This window comes from Bradyrhizobium sp. WSM2254 (assembly GCF_000472645.1).
Lineage (GTDB): Bacteria > Pseudomonadota > Alphaproteobacteria > Rhizobiales > Xanthobacteraceae > Bradyrhizobium > Bradyrhizobium niftali.
Map to the genome: position 1 here is coordinate 1 of NZ_KI421444.1, position 15,551 is coordinate 15,551.

At 64.6% G+C, this 15,551-nt stretch carries 16 protein-coding genes; 10 read left to right on the plus strand and 6 right to left on the minus strand.

The annotated features are described in order from the left end of the window. The 5 genes from A3M7_RS0137705 to A3M7_RS51450 all read left to right on the plus strand — a co-directional run. A partial coding sequence (locus tag A3M7_RS0137705) for a DUF1522 domain-containing protein (RefSeq protein WP_027548499.1) occupies positions 1-1,472 on the plus strand: 1,472 nt, incomplete at its 5' end. Between the two features lie 325 nt (positions 1,473-1,797). After that, positions 1,798-4,086 (plus strand): DUF1522 domain-containing protein, encoded by a 2,289-nt coding sequence (locus A3M7_RS0137710; RefSeq protein WP_027548500.1) that lies wholly within the window; start codon positions 1,798-1,800, stop codon positions 4,084-4,086. Between the two features lie 219 nt (positions 4,087-4,305). Continuing rightward, complete coding sequence (locus A3M7_RS0137715; protein WP_027548501.1) at positions 4,306-6,597, plus strand: DUF1522 domain-containing protein; 2,292 nt, start codon at positions 4,306-4,308, stop codon at positions 6,595-6,597. A 292-nt stretch (positions 6,598-6,889) separates the two neighbouring features. After that, positions 6,890-7,258 (plus strand): flagellar biosynthesis regulator FlaF, encoded by a 369-nt coding sequence (flaF, locus tag A3M7_RS0137720; RefSeq protein ID WP_008554779.1) that lies wholly within the window; start codon positions 6,890-6,892, stop codon positions 7,256-7,258. A gap of 232 nt (positions 7,259-7,490) precedes the next feature. Then, the gene (locus A3M7_RS51450; RefSeq protein ID WP_371090251.1) at positions 7,491-7,637 is read left to right on the plus strand and encodes a hypothetical protein; all 147 of its coding nucleotides are present in this window, start codon (positions 7,491-7,493) and stop codon (positions 7,635-7,637) included. Positions 7,638-7,640: 3 nt separating this feature from the next. Here A3M7_RS51450 and A3M7_RS0137730 read toward each other — a convergent pair whose 3' ends face one another. The 4 genes from A3M7_RS0137730 to A3M7_RS0137745 all read right to left on the minus strand — a co-directional run bounded on the left by A3M7_RS0137730 (position 7,641) and on the right by A3M7_RS0137745 (position 10,160). Then, positions 7,641-8,000 (minus strand): hypothetical protein, encoded by a 360-nt coding sequence (locus A3M7_RS0137730; protein ID WP_027548502.1) that lies wholly within the window; start codon positions 7,998-8,000, stop codon positions 7,641-7,643. Between the two features lie 158 nt (positions 8,001-8,158). Beyond that, positions 8,159-8,656 (minus strand): hypothetical protein, encoded by a 498-nt coding sequence (locus A3M7_RS0137735; protein ID WP_027548503.1) that lies wholly within the window; start codon positions 8,654-8,656, stop codon positions 8,159-8,161. Between the two features lie 11 nt (positions 8,657-8,667). Beyond that, positions 8,668-9,036 carry a flagellar assembly peptidoglycan hydrolase FlgJ gene (gene flgJ, locus A3M7_RS0137740; protein ID WP_027548504.1) on the minus strand — a complete coding sequence of 123 codons (369 nt, stop codon included), beginning with the start codon at positions 9,034-9,036 and terminating at the stop codon, positions 8,668-8,670. Further along, a complete protein-coding gene (locus tag A3M7_RS0137745; protein WP_027548505.1) occupies positions 9,036-10,160 on the minus strand; it encodes a flagellar basal body P-ring protein FlgI in 1,125 nt (374 codons plus the stop codon). Before A3M7_RS0137745 ends, flgJ begins: the two co-directional genes overlap by 1 nt. A 269-nt stretch (positions 10,161-10,429) precedes the next feature. Between A3M7_RS0137745 and A3M7_RS0137750 the strand changes: the two genes are divergently transcribed. Next, on the plus strand, positions 10,430-10,843 hold the full coding sequence (locus A3M7_RS0137750) for a flagellar assembly protein FliX (RefSeq protein ID WP_027548506.1): 414 nt from the start codon (positions 10,430-10,432) through the stop codon (positions 10,841-10,843). 166 nt (positions 10,844-11,009) lie between these two features. On the opposite strand, the gene A3M7_RS0137755 is transcribed toward A3M7_RS0137750, so the two are convergent. Continuing rightward, the gene (locus A3M7_RS0137755) at positions 11,010-11,381 is read right to left on the minus strand and encodes a helix-turn-helix domain-containing protein (RefSeq protein WP_027548507.1); all 372 of its coding nucleotides are present in this window, start codon (positions 11,379-11,381) and stop codon (positions 11,010-11,012) included. A 149-nt stretch (positions 11,382-11,530) separates the two neighbouring features. On the opposite strand from A3M7_RS0137755, the gene A3M7_RS0137760 reads away from it, so the two are divergent. Then, a complete protein-coding gene (locus A3M7_RS0137760) occupies positions 11,531-12,142 on the plus strand; it encodes an NAD(P)-dependent oxidoreductase (RefSeq protein ID WP_027548508.1) in 612 nt (203 codons plus the stop codon). A 215-nt stretch (positions 12,143-12,357) separates the two neighbouring features. Continuing rightward, on the plus strand, positions 12,358-12,723 hold the full coding sequence (gene dksA, locus A3M7_RS0137765) for an RNA polymerase-binding protein DksA (protein ID WP_008554760.1): 366 nt from the start codon (positions 12,358-12,360) through the stop codon (positions 12,721-12,723). Positions 12,724-13,003: 280 nt separating this feature from the next. On the opposite strand, the gene A3M7_RS0137770 is transcribed toward dksA, so the two are convergent. After that, positions 13,004-13,402, minus strand: a complete 399-nt coding sequence (locus tag A3M7_RS0137770; protein ID WP_027548509.1) for a helix-turn-helix domain-containing protein — start codon at positions 13,400-13,402, stop codon at positions 13,004-13,006. A 93-nt stretch (positions 13,403-13,495) separates the two neighbouring features. Here A3M7_RS0137770 and A3M7_RS0137775 point away from each other — a divergent pair, with 93 nt between their 5' ends. Then, positions 13,496-14,524, plus strand: a complete 1,029-nt coding sequence (locus A3M7_RS0137775) for an aldehyde reductase (protein WP_027548510.1) — start codon at positions 13,496-13,498, stop codon at positions 14,522-14,524. Positions 14,525-14,608: 84 nt separating this feature from the next. Further along, positions 14,609-15,388 carry a 2-keto-4-pentenoate hydratase gene (locus A3M7_RS0137780; protein WP_027548511.1) on the plus strand — a complete coding sequence of 260 codons (780 nt, stop codon included), beginning with the start codon at positions 14,609-14,611 and terminating at the stop codon, positions 15,386-15,388. The last annotated feature ends 163 nt before the right edge of the window (positions 15,389-15,551 follow it).

A 15,551-nucleotide genomic window follows, 5' to 3' on the forward strand; every position in this document is an offset into this window, starting at 1 on the left:
CGGTATCCATCAGCTCCGGCGCTGCGACGATCGCCGTGAGCGCCAGCCAGCCAGGTGCTGCGGTCTCGACCGCTGCTGGCGGCGCCGTCACGCTGAAGAGCTCGACGGGTGCGGATCTGAGCGTCACCGGCAAGGCCGACCTGCTCAAGGCTCTCGGCCTGACCACAGCCGTGGGCGGCGGCAACGCCACCNTCAACGTCAACCGGACCACGAGCGCGGCCTCGCTGGGTGCGACCATCGCGGACGGCTCGACGCTGAACGTCGACGGTCACGTCATCACCTTCAAGAACGCGCCGATCCCGGGCTCGACCGGTGCGCCGAGCGTTCCGAGCGGCTTCGGTGCCTCCGGTAACGTCCTCACCGACGGCAACGGCAACTCGACGGTCTATCTGCAGGCCGGCACGATCAACGACGTGCTGAAGGCGATCGACCTTGCCACCGGCGTGCAGACTGCCACGGTCAATGCCAACGGCACCGCGACGCTTGCGACCGCCACCGGCCAGACCAACTCGTCGATCAACGCCTCGGGCCAGCTCAAGCTCTCGACCGGCGTCAATGCCGACCTCTCGATCACCGGTACCGGCAATGCGCTGAATGCGCTGGGCTTCGCCGGCAACACCGGGACCTCGACTGCCTTCACCGCGGCGCGCACCTCCGGCGTCGGCGGCCTTACCGGCAAGACCTTGACCTTCGCCTCCTTCAACGGCGGTACGGCGGTCAACGTCACCTTCGGCGACGGCACCAACGGCACGGTCAAGACGCTCGATCAGCTCAACACCAAGCTTCAGGCCAACAACCTGACCGCGACGATCGANGCCAACGGACTGCTGACGGTTTCGACCACCAACGACTACGCGTCCTCGACCATCGGTTCGAGCGCCGCGGGTGGTGCGATCGGCGGCACGCTGACGACAGCGCTGACGTTCTCGACGGCTTCCAGCCCCGTCCAGGACACGGTTGCCCAGACGTCGCGTGCGAACCTGGTGTCTCAGTACAACAACATCCTGAACCAGATCGACTCCACGGCGCAGGACTCCTCGTTCAACGGCGTCAACCTGCTGAACGGCGACCAGCTCAAGCTGGTGTTCGACGAGACCGGCAAGTCGAANCTGAGCATCACCGGCGTGACCTACAACTCCAAGGGTCTGGGCCTCGCCGCGCTGACCGGTGGCGTCGACTTCATCGACAACGCCGCCACCAACAAGGTGCTGACCAACCTGAACTCCGCGTCGAGCACGCTGCGCTCGGAAGCCTCGAGCCTCGGTTCGAACCTGACGATCGTGCAGGTTCGTCAGGACTTCAACAAGAACCTGATCAACGTGCTGCAGACCGGTTCGTCCAACCTGACGCTGGCCGACACCAACGTCGAGGCGGCCAACAGCCAGGCGCTGTCGACCCGCCAGTCGATCGCGGTCTCCGCGCTGTCGCTGGCCAACCAGTCGCAGCAGAGCGTGCTGCAGCTGCTCCGCTAACAAGCGGCAGACATCGCAAACCAACAAGGCGGCGGGGCTTCGGCCCCGCCGCTTTTTTTCGTTCGTCACTCGAGGTTTCGAGAGGGCAGGCGACACTCTGAAAAGTAACCAGCGGTTATGGTTAATGGAGCGTAAGCGCGAAGAATTGCCAATGATTTCAGGCTGATTGCCATCTCACCCTGCGCTTCCCGCCCGCTTATGGTGAACCGGCGCTTATGCAGGCGATGTTCGTTTCACCCTTTGTTAGCCATGTCGCGGCACGCTGGCCCCGTCACTCGATCCGAAGCGATCGAACGAAGACGCGTAAGCCAGAAGGGTAAGAGTCATGTCAGGTATTGTTCTCTCTGCGTCGGTTCGTCAGAACCTGCTCTCTCTCCAGTCCACCGCCGACCTCCTCGCCACCACACAGAACCGTCTGTCGACCGGCAAGAGCGTCAACTCGGCCCTGGACAATCCCACCAACTTCTTCACGGCACAGTCGCTCGACAACCGCGCCAGCGACATCAACAATCTGCTCGATGGCATCGCCAACGGCGTGCAGGTGCTGCAGGCTGCCAACACCGGCNTNACNTCGCTNCAGAAGCTGATCGACAGCGCCAAGTCGATNGCCAACCAGGCGCTNCAGACCACGGTCGGCTACTCCACCAAGTCCAACGTCTCCACCACCATCTCGGGTGCGACGGCGGCCGACCTGCGCGGCACGACGAGCTTCGCCAGCGCGACCGCGAGCAGCAACGTGCTGTATAACGGCACGGCCGGCGGCACGACGGCGGCGACCGGCACCACGACGCTCGGCGCCACCATCGGCTCCTTTGCAAGCACTGGCGCAACGGCCGGTGACGGCACCACGGCNCTGACCGGCGCCATCACCCTGATCGCCACCAACGGCACGACTGCGTCCGGCCTGCTCGGCAACGCCCAGCCTGCCGACGGCGACACGCTGACCGTGAACGGCAAGACCATCACGTTCCGNAGCGGCGCGGCTCCGGCGTCGACCGCCGTTCCGGCCGGCTCGGGCGTCAGCGGCAACCTCGTCACCGACGGCAACGGCAACACCACCGTCTATCTCGGCACCGCGGGCACTCCGGCGGCGACCGTCAACGATCTCTTGTCCGCGATCGATCTGGCCAGCGGCGTGAAGACGGTATCCATCACCGCGGGCGCTGCGACGATCGCCGTGAGCGCCAGCCAACCAGGTGGTCTCGTTTCGACCGCTGCTGGCGGCGCCGTCACGCTGAAGAGCTCGACGGGTGCGGATCTGAGCGTCACCGGCAAGGCCGACCTGCTCAAGGCCCTCGCCTTGACGACGTCCACGGGTGCCGGCAACGCCACCGTCAACGTCAACCGGACCACGAGCGCGGCCTCGCTCGGCGCGACCATCGCGGACGGGGCGACGCTGAACGTCGACGGTCACGTCATCACCTTCAAGAACGCGCCGATCCCGGGCTCGACCGGTGCGCCGAGCGTTCCGACCGGTTATGGTACGAGCGGTAACGTCCTCACCGACGGCAACGGCAACTCGACGGTCTATCTGCAGGCCGGCACGGTCAACGACGTGCTGAAGGCGATCGACCTTGCCACCGGCGTGCAGACCGCGACGATCAACGCCAACGGCACCGCGACGCTGGCGACCGCCACCGGCCAGTCGAACTCGACGATCAATACCTCAGGTCAGCTCAAGATCTCGACCGGTATCAACGCCGACCTGTCGATCACCGGCACCGGCAATGCGTTGAACGTGCTCGGCCTCGCCGGCAACACCGGCAATGCCACCGCCTTCACCGCGGCGCGCACCTCCGGCATCGGCGGCATCGCCGGCAAGACCTTGACCTTCTCCTCCTTCAACGGCGGCACGGCGGTCAACGTCACCTTCGGCGACGGCACCAACGGCACGGTCAAGACGCTCGATCAGCTCAACACCAAGCTTCTGGCCAACAACCTGGCTGCCACGATCGACGCCAACGGCCTGCTGACCATCACGGCGTCCAACGACTACGCGTCGTCGACGCTCGGTTCGACGGCGGCGGGTGGTGCGATCGGCGGCACGCTGACTTCGGCGCTGACCTTCTCGACGGCTTCCAACCCCGTCCAGGATGGCGTTGCGCAGACGGCCCGTGCGAACCTGGTGTCTCAGTACAACAACATCCTGAACCAGATCGACACCACCTCGCAGGACTCCTCGTTCAACGGCGTCAACCTGCTCAATGGTGATCAGCTCAAGCTGGTGTTCGACGAGACCGGCAAGTCGAGCCTGAACATCACCGGCGTGACCTACAACTCCAAGGGTCTCGGCCTCGCCGCGCTGACAGTCGGTGTCGACTTCATCGACAACGCCGCCGCCAACAGGGTGCTGACCAATCTGAACGCCGCATCGAGCACGCTGCGCTCGGAGGCCTCGAGCCTCGGCTCGAACCTCTCGGTGGTGCAGATCCGCCAGGACTTCAACAAGAACCTGATCAACGTGCTGCAGACCGGTTCGTCCAACCTGACCCTGGCCGACACCAACGTCGAGGCGGCCAACAGTCAGGCGCTGTCGACCCGCCAGTCCATCGCGGTCTCCGCGCTGTCGCTGGCCAACCAGTCGCAGCAGAGCGTGCTTCAGCTGCTCCGCTAACAAGTAGCTGGAATAGCTACATAAAATCGGGCGGCGGGGCCATTGGCCCCGCCGCTCTTTTTTGCGTCCGGAGGCGGGCAGGGGCGTTCATTCGCCATTAACCCTATCGCTTAAACCGGCGTTAACCATACTTTAAAGGACACCTCCTAAAACTGGACCAAAGCCCGCTTTCGAGACCGCGTGGCCGATTCGTATCCGGTTCAAGAGGAAGACTCGCCAATGTCCAACATCGTTCTCTCGGCGTCAGTTCGCCAGAACCTGTTGTCGCTGCAGTCGACGGCTGACTTGCTGGCCACGACGCAGGAGCGGCTGTCAACCGGCAAGAAGGTCAACACGGCGCTCGACAATCCCACCAACTTCTTCACCGCGCAGGGGTTGGACAACCGGGCGAGCGACATCAGCAACCTGCTCGACGGCATCAACAACGGTGTGCAGGTGCTCCAGGCCGCCAACACCGGCATCACCTCGCTGCAGAAGCTGATCGACAGCGCGAAATCGATCGCCAACCAGGCGCTGCAGACCACGGTCGGTTACTCCACTAAGTCCAACGTCTCCACCACGATTCCCGGTGCGACGCCCGCGGACCTGCGCGGAACGACCTCCTATGCGAGTGCAACCGCGAACAGCAACGTGCTCTACACCGGCGCACCCGGTGGCGTGACCCCGGTAACGGGGACTGCCGCGCTCGGCGCCTCACTGGGTTCGAACGCGGGCTCGGCGGTCGGTTTTGCCGCGACCGCCGCCGACGGCACCACCGTACTGTCCGGTACCGCCACGCTGGTCGGCACCACGGCATCCACCACCTTCGGCGCGCCGCCCGCGGACGGCGACACCATCACGGTGAACGGCAAGACCATCACCTTCCGCACCGGCATCGCTCCGACCACGCAACCGACCGGCTGGGGCCTCAACGCCAGCGGACACATCGCCACCGACGGTAACGGCAATTCGATCGTCTATGAGGGAACACCGACTGCGCCCGGAGCGACCGTCAACGACGTCCTCAGCGCGATCGACCTCGCCAGCGGCGTCAAGACCGCAACCATCAGCGCAGGCGCGGCGGCCATCGCGGTCAGCGGTTCGACCGGTCCGATCGGCACGCTTCAGGTGGCATCGTCCATCTCGGGCGGCGGCCAGGTCACGCTGAAGAGCTCGACCGGCGCCGATCTGAGTGTGACCGGCAAGGCTGACTTCCTCAACAAGCTCGGTCTGACCACGGCGACCGGCGCGGGCAATGCGAACGTGACCGCGAACCGGTCGACGACCTCGGGCTCGCTGGGCACCCTGGTCCAGGACGGCTCGACGCTGAACATCGATGGTCACACCATCACCTTCAAGAACGCCCAGACGCCCCAATCGGCGGCCAGCGTGACCTCGGGTGGTGTCAACGGCAACATCGTCACGGACGGCAACGGCAACTCGACCGTCTATATCCAGAGCGCAACGCTCACCGACCTGCTCAACTCGATCGACCTTGCCACCGGCGTGAAGACCGCAAGCATCTTCAACGGCGCAGCGTCGCTGACCACCACTTCGGGCCAGATCCCGTCGTCGGTCAACAGCAGCGGCCAGCTTGCGCTCTCCACCGGCGTCAACGCCGACCTGTCGATCACCGGCACCGGCAATGCGCTCCACGCGTTCGGCCTCAGCGGCAACACGGGAACGGCGACCGCCTTCACCGCGGCGCGGACCTCCGGTGTTGGTGGTGTCAGCGGCAAGACGCTGACCTTCACCTCCTTCAACGGCGGCACGCCGGTGAACGTCACCTTCGGCGACGGCACCAACGGCACCGTCAAGACGCTCGACCAGCTCAACGCGCAGCTTCAGGCGAACCACCTGACGGCGACGATCGACGCCAATGGCCTGCTGACGGTGACCACCGTCAACGAATACGCCTCCTCGACGCTCGGTTCGACGACTGCGGGCGGCACGGTCGGCGGCACGATCACCGGTGTTCTGGCCTTCACCACCGCGCAGCCGCCGGTTCAGGATCCGGTCGCGCAGACGGCGCGCTCGAATCTGGTCAACCAGTTCAACAACATTCTGGCGCAGATCGACACGACGTCGCAGGACTCCTCCTTCAACGGCGTCAACCTGCTCAACGGCGACACGCTGAAGCTCGTCTTCAACGAGACCGGCAGCTCCACGCTCGGCATCAACGGCGTGGTGTTCAATGCGGCCGGCCTCGGCCTCAGCAACCTCGTCAACGGTGTCGACTTCATCGACAACGGCGCCACCAACAAGGTGCTGACCAGCCTGAACGCGGCCTCGAGCACGCTGCGCTCGGAAGGTTCGGCGCTCGGTTCGAACCTCTCGATCGTGCAGGTGCGCCAGGACTTCTCCAAGAACCTGATCAACGTGCTGCAGACCGGCTCATCGAACCTGACGCTGGCCGACACCAACGAGGAAGCGGCCAACAGCCAGGCGCTGTCGACCCGCCAGTCGATCGCGGTCTCCGCGCTGTCATTGGCCAACCAGTCGCAGCAGAGCGTGCTGCAGCTGCTCCGCTAATTTCGCAGCGAAAGATCGCTACTTGAAATATCGCGGCGGGGCTAACGCTCCGCCGTTCTTTTTACGGAGATCGCTAAGGCAGGATTAGCTGAGATTGATGCCCATCACGCGAAGCAAGTTTACAGCGTGTGTGCGTGCATCTAGCGTTGCGTGACGAAGACCTCCGCGACCCGTAATTATCCGGAGTGCTTCCAAGCGCACACGTAAGCAAATCTTAAGCGGTGCTGCCTAGGGTTGGGAAAGAAATCCTTAAGCGCGTTCAACGGGCTAGGTAACCTCCAGGGTGTGATTGATGTCGAATTCCGCTGCCTCGGCTTACGCGCGTGTTGCAACGACCACTGCATCTCCTCGCGACATCGAGGCGCAGACCTTGCTCAAGGCCGCCAATAAGCTCCAGGATGCGGTGAACAACGCTGATCCGCTCAGCGAGCAGACCATGCAGGCGCTGATGTTCAACCGCAAGCTCTGGACGATCTTCCTGAGCGAGGCAATGCGCGACAACAATCCGCAGCCGATCGACGTCCGCCAGAAGATCGCCAACATCAGCGTGTTCGTGCTGAGCCAGACCGCGGCGCTGCAGATGAGCCCGCAGTTCGATCACTTCCGCCCGCTGATCGAGATCAATCGCAATATCGCTGCGGGTCTATCCGGGCGGCCGTGATGGAGGCCCGTCGTGGCCGACATCATGAGCATTGTGTCGACCGCGCATAAGTCGAACGTTCGTTCCAGCCCATCGGGTTCGTCGACATACGTCCCGGCCGATTCCTCGCTCTACCAGGGCGGCGGACCGGGACCTATTCCGATGGCAAGATATTCCCGCTCAACCTCTCGCCGGTCAGCGCCTTCCGCGCGCAGGTCCACGACGGGAGCACCGGGACGTCCCACACCGGCAGGTGCCGATCGAGGACAGCTCGTTCCGCTTCGGGAATACCAAGTTTACGCTGACTGACGTTGGCAAGGCCCAGATCAAAAACGTCGTCACCGATCCTGCGACCGGCGCGACCTATCTCGACACAGCGGTTGCCACGCGCGACGCCTGATCGTCAGGCGCTGAGGTCCGTATTGAGCGGACGCGAGGGTTTGGACTTCAGATCCTCTGCATGGAAATAAGCTCGCCGGCGCAGCATCGCTTCGTCGGGGAACTGATTGACCACGGCGTCGGTCCTGTCGTTGACGACCTGGAAGACGAAGGATGCGGCAGCCTGGTCGAACACGACCTGCCGCGAGATGTTCTCGTTGTTCGGCAAATCATTGCGCACGGGCGCGCTCGTATCGCTCGCGGCGACCGTCTGGCTCACCGGCAAATCAGTTTGCACGGCCTCGTTCGCCGCCGCATTCGACGTCGTTATGATCTGCGCGGGGGCCGGTATCCCCACCGGCCTGATGCTGAAATCTGTACTCATGGCAGCCTCCTGGTTGCCTCGTCCGAGTCAAATCCCAACCCCTCTCAATGCGCAACCATGGAACACCAGGATTGAAGACCCGGTAAGGAAACGTGACTAACCGCGCGACGATATCGCCGCGCGGTTTTTCGTAAAATTGTCGCTTGTTTTGCGCGCGCTCAGAGCGAGCGGCTGACCGTGAGCGGGGTGATGTGGCGCGGGCCCGGAGTGGCACGGCGACCTGCGGCCGTATAGGTGTTCGGCACGTTGCGCTTCTGGATCTCGGCATTGACGCCGCGTACGACGCTCTCGGAGACCGCGTGCGCGGTCGCGAGCACGGTGAGATTGACCTGGAGCATCGCGCGGAACGCATCGTGATGCCGATGCAGCGTCGAGAGCAGCTCGGGCGCGGATTTCGCGAGCTGGGCCTGGCTGGCCTTCAACCGGCTGACGGCGCCGACATAGTTTCGCGACAGCTCCTGCTTCCTGCTCTCGAGGGTCATCGCCTCGCGGACGTTGCCGGCGCGCACGAGCTCGGTCTCGCGCTCGATCAGGCCGAGCAGGGCGTTCATCGCATCCATCAGGTCTTCGGCGAGCTTGCGCGCCTCGGCGTTGCCGGGCGCGGTGTTCGGGCGCTGCGCTTGCATCGGCTGACGTGAGGCGGTGAACTGGTTCATCTCGTTTGACCTTATGCCGTGCGGACGGTTTTCGCCTGCTGCATGATGAGAGTGCGGTAGACCTCGGTGGCGACGCCGACGCCGCCGGCCTTGGCGAAGTTCTTGGAATACTGCTCGGTCAGCATCGAGCGCCATACGCCGGTGCCCGGTGTGTCGCCGAACGGGCCTTCGCCCTTCAGGCCCGTGGTCATCTGCGAGAACATGCTGTTGAGGAACATCGCCTCGAAATCGGTGGCGGTCTTCTGCGCCTTGGCCTGCTGCTGCGGCGGGACCTTCTGCAGCGCGGCGGCGAGCTCGAAGTCGGGCCGGCCGTTGCGGCTCTCCACCGAGAAGGCCGAGGAGGTGGCGGCGCGCGGGGTGTTGATCATGCTCGTCTGCATCACATCACTTCGATGTCGGCTTCGATCGCGCCGGCGGCCTTGATCGCCTGCAGGATGCTGATCATGTCGCGGGGGCCGATGCCGAGGCCGTTGAGGCCGTCGACGAGCTGCTGGAGCGAGACGCCATCCTTGACGAGCGCCAACTTCCTGCCGTCCTCGGTGACGCTGACGCTGCTGCGCGGCGCGACCACGGTCCGCCCGCGGGACAGCGGATTGGGCTGGCTCACCTGCGGGCTTTCGGAGATCGTGACGGTGAGGTTGCCTTGCGCCACCGCGACAGTGGCGACGCGGACGTCGCGGCCCATCACGATGATGCCGCTGCGCTCGTCGATGACGATCTTGGCGGCGAGATCGGGATCGACCTGGAGCTGCTCGATCTCGGTGAGGAAGGCGACGACGTTGCCCTTGAACTCGGGCGGGATCGAAAGCTGCACCGTCGAGGGATCGATCGGCTCGGCGGTCTTGACGCCGAGATAGTCGTTGACGGCCGCCGCGATGCGCTTGGCGGTGGTGAAGTCGGCGTTGCGCAGCGCGAGCCGCACGTTCGGCAGCCGGTTGAGCGCGAACTCGATCTCGCGCTCGATGATGGCGCCGTTGGCGATGCGCCCCACCGTTGGAACGCCGCGCACGATCTTCGCCGCTTCACCCTCGGCCTGGAAGCCGGAGATGGCGAGCGAACCCTGTGCGACCGCATAGACGTTGCCGTCGGCACCGAGAAGGGGCGTGACGAGCAGGGTGCCGCCCTGGAGGTTCTTGGCGTCGCCGAGCGCGGAGACGGTGACGTCCATGCGCGTGCCCTGGGTGGCGAAGGCCGGCAGGTTGCCTGTCACCATCACGGCGGCGACGTTGCCGGTGCGGATGGTGGCGCCGCGGATGTTGACGCCCATGCGCTCGAGCATCGCTTGCAGCGACTGCTTGGTGAAGGGGATGTTGTTGAGCGTGTCGCCGGTGCCGTTGAGGCCGACGACGAGGCCGTAGCCGATGAGCTGGTTCTGCCGCACGCCTTCGATATTGGCGAGGTCCTTGATGCGCGAGGTCGCGCTTGCGGACGTGACCGACAGCGTCAGCGCTGACAGCGCGGCGCAGGCCACCCCAACAATCCTCACCCAACGAACGCCTGGCATCCTCTGCTCCCCGAGGCTCCTCAAATCTCGGACCATCCTCGACACTCCCATGACGAGCTGGTCCGACGCTTTCCTTGCGAGGGCTGTGCCAACGCGGGGCAGTGGGGGTAGGTCGCTGTTTAGGTTGAATAAATCTGTTTCGACCGGTGTCAGCGGACGTTGTCCCTGAGGAGCGAAACTGCCGCCTGTCGGCAGATTTTGCCGGGCTGTTTACGCGCCGTTAACCATAAAACAGCGAATGTGACGCATCGATCACCCGGATTGCTGCGATGCGCATCTACGGACCGAACGGCACCACGCTTGGAACGCCGGCCAGCCAGGCCAGGCGGACGGGCTCCGGCACCTTCGTCTTGCCCGACACCTCGTCGGCACAGGAGACGCGGGCCGCCGCGGCGCCGAAAGCGGCCGCCAACATCGATGCGCTGCTCGCGTTGCAAGGCATCGAGGAGGATCCGGTCGAGCGCCGCAAGCGCTCGGTCGCCCGCGGCAAGACCGCGCTCGACGTGCTCGAGGATCTCAAGATGGGGCTGCTGTCCGGCAATCTCGACGCGTCCACCGTGATGCGGCTGCGCGACGCTGCGGCGAACCTGAAATCGTCCTCGGGCGATCCCGGTCTCGATTCCGTGCTGTCCGAGATCGAGCTGCGCGTCGAGGTCGAGCTCGCCAAGGCCGGGCAGGCTTAAGAGTGATCCGTCACCCTGAGGTGGCCGCTTCTTCAGCGGCCCTCGAAGGGCGACGGCCCGACTACTTCTCGGCCGTGCATCCTTCGAGGCTCCCGGCGCGATGCCTTGCATCGCGCCACTCGCACCTCAGGATGACGGGACTCCTATCAGCGTTCTTCGCACCTGCTCACGCCGCTTCCTCCTCCTTCTGCGCGTCGTAGCGGCGCTGGGCGGCGAGCACGTCCTTCAGATTCTCCTCGGCCCAATCGCGCAGCGGATCGACGGCAGCGGCGAGTGTCAGCCCGAGCTGCGTGATCGAATATTCCACCGTCACCGGTACGGTCGCGATGGCGCGGCGCTTGATCAGGCCGTCGCGTTCGAGCGACTTGAGAACCTGGCTCAGCATCTTCTGCGAAATGCCTTCGATCGTGCGGCGCAACTGATTGAAACGCATGGGCTCGCCGCGCAGCAGCAGGAGGATCAGCACCGCCCATTTGTCGCCGATGCGATCGAGGATCTGGCGCGTGGGGCAGTTCGCTGCATAGACGTCGGGCTTCATCGTCGGGTCCTCGATCCATTGAAGTCGCTTGCCGGCTCGCTTGCCGGTTACTCCTGCGTAAGCAGGTAAGCACAAAGTGCTCTCTTAACACCAGCATTCTTTGCGATATCTAGTCACCGCTAGTTACTATAGAAGCAAAGGAGCCTTCCATGAAAATCGCAATCGCCGGCGCCTCGGGCCGTGCCGGGTCGGAGATCACCAAGGAACTGTCCCGCCGCGGCCATAGCGTCACGGCCATCGCCCGGAACCCCGAGAAGATCGCGGCCCTGCCGAACGTCACACCGACCAAGGGAGATGTGCTCGACCAGGCGGGCCTCGCCAAGCTGTGGGCCGGGCACGACGTCGCCGTGAGTTCCGTCCACTTCCTGGCCAGCGACGCGCTCAAATTGATCGGGGCAGCCAAGGACTCCAAGGTGGGCCGTTACCTCGTCGTCGGCGGGGCCGGCAGCCTGGAGGTCGCTCCTGGCGTAAAGCTGGTTACAACCCCCGGTTTTCCGGCCCAATACAAGGCCGAGGCCGAGGCAGGCTCTGCCTTTCTCGATCTGCTGCGCCAGGAAAAGGACCTGAACTGGACCTTCATCTCGCCATCGGCGCTGTTCGTCGAGGGAGAGCGCACGGGCAAGTTCCGGCTCGGGACCGATCAGCTTCTCGCAGATGCGAATGGCAAGAGCTGGATCAGCTTCGCCGACTACGCCATTGCGCTGGCCGACGAGATCGAGCGGCCGGCCCATTTGAGGCAGCGTTTCACGGTCGGTTACTAGGCCTTCGGCCGCCCCCAGGCCCTCCAGGATAAACCTTCCTGTGCAAGGGCTTGGGTGCGCCAGCTGGGCGTGCAGGGAAATATTGTCTGTCACAGGAGGCCGCTATATAACGCCCCGCTCAACGGACCCCGTTCCGTTTGCGAGTCGTTGCTTAGACAGATAGGCCGCCCTTGGAAAAGTTGAAAAACTACCGACCGACCGAAAAAGAGCCTTTCATGAACGACCGGCAGAAGGAGTACTTCCGGTTGAAGCTCCTTGCCTGGAAGGATGAGATCCTCAAAGAGTCCAAGCTCACCCTGCAAGCCCTGCAGGAGGAGAACGTGAACCACCCCGATCTCGCCGATCGGGCATCGTCCGAAACCGACCGCGCCATCGAACTCCGCGCCCGCGACCGCCAGCGCAAGTTGATCGCCAAGATCGACGCCGCGCTCCAGCGTATCGAGGACAACACCTATGGCTATTGCGAGGACACCGGGGAGCCGATCTCGTTGAAGCGGCTCGAGGCCCGGCCGATCGCGACGCTCTCGGTGGAAGCGCAGGAGCGACACGAGAAACGCGAGAAGGTTTACCGGGACGAATAGAGTTAGAGCCGCAGCGATGCGGCTCTTTGTTTTTGGACGCAAGGCGCCATTTCGCGCCGCGGTCAGCATATTGCCCGTCGCTTGCCGCCGCGCTTCGACGCGCGAGCGCAATCGCGAAAAGTGAATCGTGATCAATGGGCTAGACTCGATTCCTCCGAGCTCACGTGAGTTCGGATGAGAAACAGCCTTCACTTCAGGTGCGGGAGATTTTGCGAGTCGCATCAACGGGATCGACTCGAACGCTGAGACGCCGATCCAGCTGCATCAAGCATCGCTGCAATCAGGCCTGCTGCGACGCCACAAGGCGCGCGTCCCCATAAAGCTTGGACCAGCTCAATATTTCCTTAAACGCCGGCAGCAGGCCGTAGGCCGCATCCGTCAGCTCGTACTCGACCCTCAAGGGTTTCTCCGCGAAGACGGTCCGCGACACCAAGCCGTCCTGCTCGAGCTCGCGCAGTTGCGTGGTCAGCATGTGCTGGGTGATGCCGCCGATCGATCGCCGCAATGCGCCGAAACGAACCGCGCCGTTCATCAGCGCGAACAGGATCTCCAGCTTCCACTTGCCGCCGAGGGCGTGGATGGCCCGCTTGAAGTCGGCGAGCAGGGCAGGGTCGGGGCTGCAATCGCAGTCGCCGTCGCAAACGCTGGTCAGGTTTTGCATACCGGTCTCGAAATCCATTCTACTTGCTCCCTGGGAGATAGTGACCAGATGCGGCCTTGAGCAGGGTGGCGGAACCAATTCGCCCAGCCTGCGCACGAGGGGAGTTTGGCAATGAGCACTGTTCTGGTCACTGGCGGGTCGGGCTTCGTCGGCATCCATGTCATCCTGCAACTTCTGGCCGCCGGCCACACGGTGCGGACGACGGTGCGCCGGCCGGAGCGCCAGACCGATGTGCTGGCGATGCTGCGCGAGGGCGGGGCCGTTTCGCCGGAGAGCCTGTCCTTCTTCACCGCCGACCTCGTCCGGGACGAGGGGTGGGGGGAGGCCGTCGCGGGCTGCGACTACGTTCTCCATGTTGCCTCGCCGCTCTCGACCAGTGTTCCCAAGGATGAGAACGAGATGATCATCCCGGCCCGCGACGGCACGCTGCGAGTGCTCCGGGCAGCCCGCGAGGCCGGCGTGAGGCGCGTGGTGATCACCTCGTCGCTGGGTGCGATCGGGTATGGCCACAAGCCGCGGGAAAAGCCGTTCGACGAGACCGACTGGACCAATCTCGAAGGCGCCGACGTGCAGCCCTACATCAAATCCAAGACGCTGGCCGAGCGGGCGGCCTGGGATTTCGTCGCGCGCGAAGGCGGCGGGCTCGAGCTCTCGGTCGTGAACCCCGCCGCCATTTTCGGTCCCGTGCTCGGGCCGGACTTCTCCGGGTCGATCGAGATCGTCAAATCGCTGCTCGACGGCGCCATGCCGGCGGTGCCGCGGGTCTATTTCGGCGTGGTCGACGTGCGCGACGTGGCCGACCTGCATTTGCGGGCGATGACGGCGCCTGAGGCGAAAGGCGAGCGTTTCATCGCGGTCTCCGGCGAGACGATGTCGATCCTGGACATCGCCAGGGTGCTGCGGCGGGAACTCGGACCGAGGGCGCGCCGGGTTCCGCGGCTTCAGGCGCCGGACTGGCTGGTGCGCCTGGCCGCAAACCGGATTCCGCTGCTGCGTGCGGTCGTGCCGATGCTCGGCAGGGTGCGGCATTCCACCAACGCCAAGGCGCGGTCGCTGCTCGGCTGGCAGGCGCGTTCCAACGATGCGGCGATCCTCGCGACGGCCGAGAGCCTGATCCGGCTTAGCCTCGTCAAGGCGTGAAGCCGCCGGCCGCCCGCGCTTGTCAGGCCGGAGCAGGGGTGCTGAAGTGCTATCCTCGATTGCGTAGCGTGGGAGGCGGCGCCGATGGACAACATTCTCGAAGCCGCAAAGGCGATCGCACTGGCGCGGCGCAACCATGCGCCGCTTGCAGCGCTCGAGGTTCCACCGGCCGACGAGGCCGAGGGTTACCTGGTCCAGCGCGCGCTGCACGACCTCCTGCTGCCGCATGCCGGGCCGCTCGTCGGCTACAAGATCGGCTGCACCAGCCAGGTGATGCAGGACTATATCGGCATCCCGCATCCCTGCGGCGGCGGCGTGTTCCAGAAAGGCGTGCACGACAGCGGGGTGAAGCTCGCGGCCTCCAAATATGTCCGTGTCGGCGTCGAATGCGAGATCGCGGTGCGGCTGCAGCGTGACCTTGCTGCCGGCGAGGCGCCCTTCACGGCCGAATGGGTCGGCGAGGCCGTCGAGGCCTATCATCCCGCGATCGAGATCGTCGACGACCGCTACGTGAAGTGGGAGACGATGGGCGCGCCGACGCTGATCGCCGACGATTTCTTCGCCGCCGGCTGCGTGCTGGGGCCGTCGGTTCCGCGCTCGTCGGTGCCGGACCTGACGGCGGTCAAGGGCCGCGCCATCGTCAACGGCGAGGAGGTCAGCCACGGCACCGGCGCCGACGTGCTCGGCCACCCCCACAACGCGCTCGCCTGGCTCGCCAATCATCTCGCCGCCGAGGGCAAGGGTCTTCACGCGGGACAGCTCGTGCTGACGGGAAGCCTGGTGAAGACGCTGTGGCTGAAGGCCGGCGACAAGGTGCGGATGGAGCTGGACGGGCTGGGCGTGGTGGAGGCGAAGTTTACGTGAGGGCGCATAGCGCTCCAACATTCTCCGTGATTGCGAGGAGCCCGCGACAAAATTGCGCAGCAATTTTGCGCTGATGCGACGAAGCAATCCAGAATCTTTTCCGCGGCGGCAGTCTGGATTGCTTCGCTACGCTCGCAATCGCCATGATCGCGATCTAATAAAT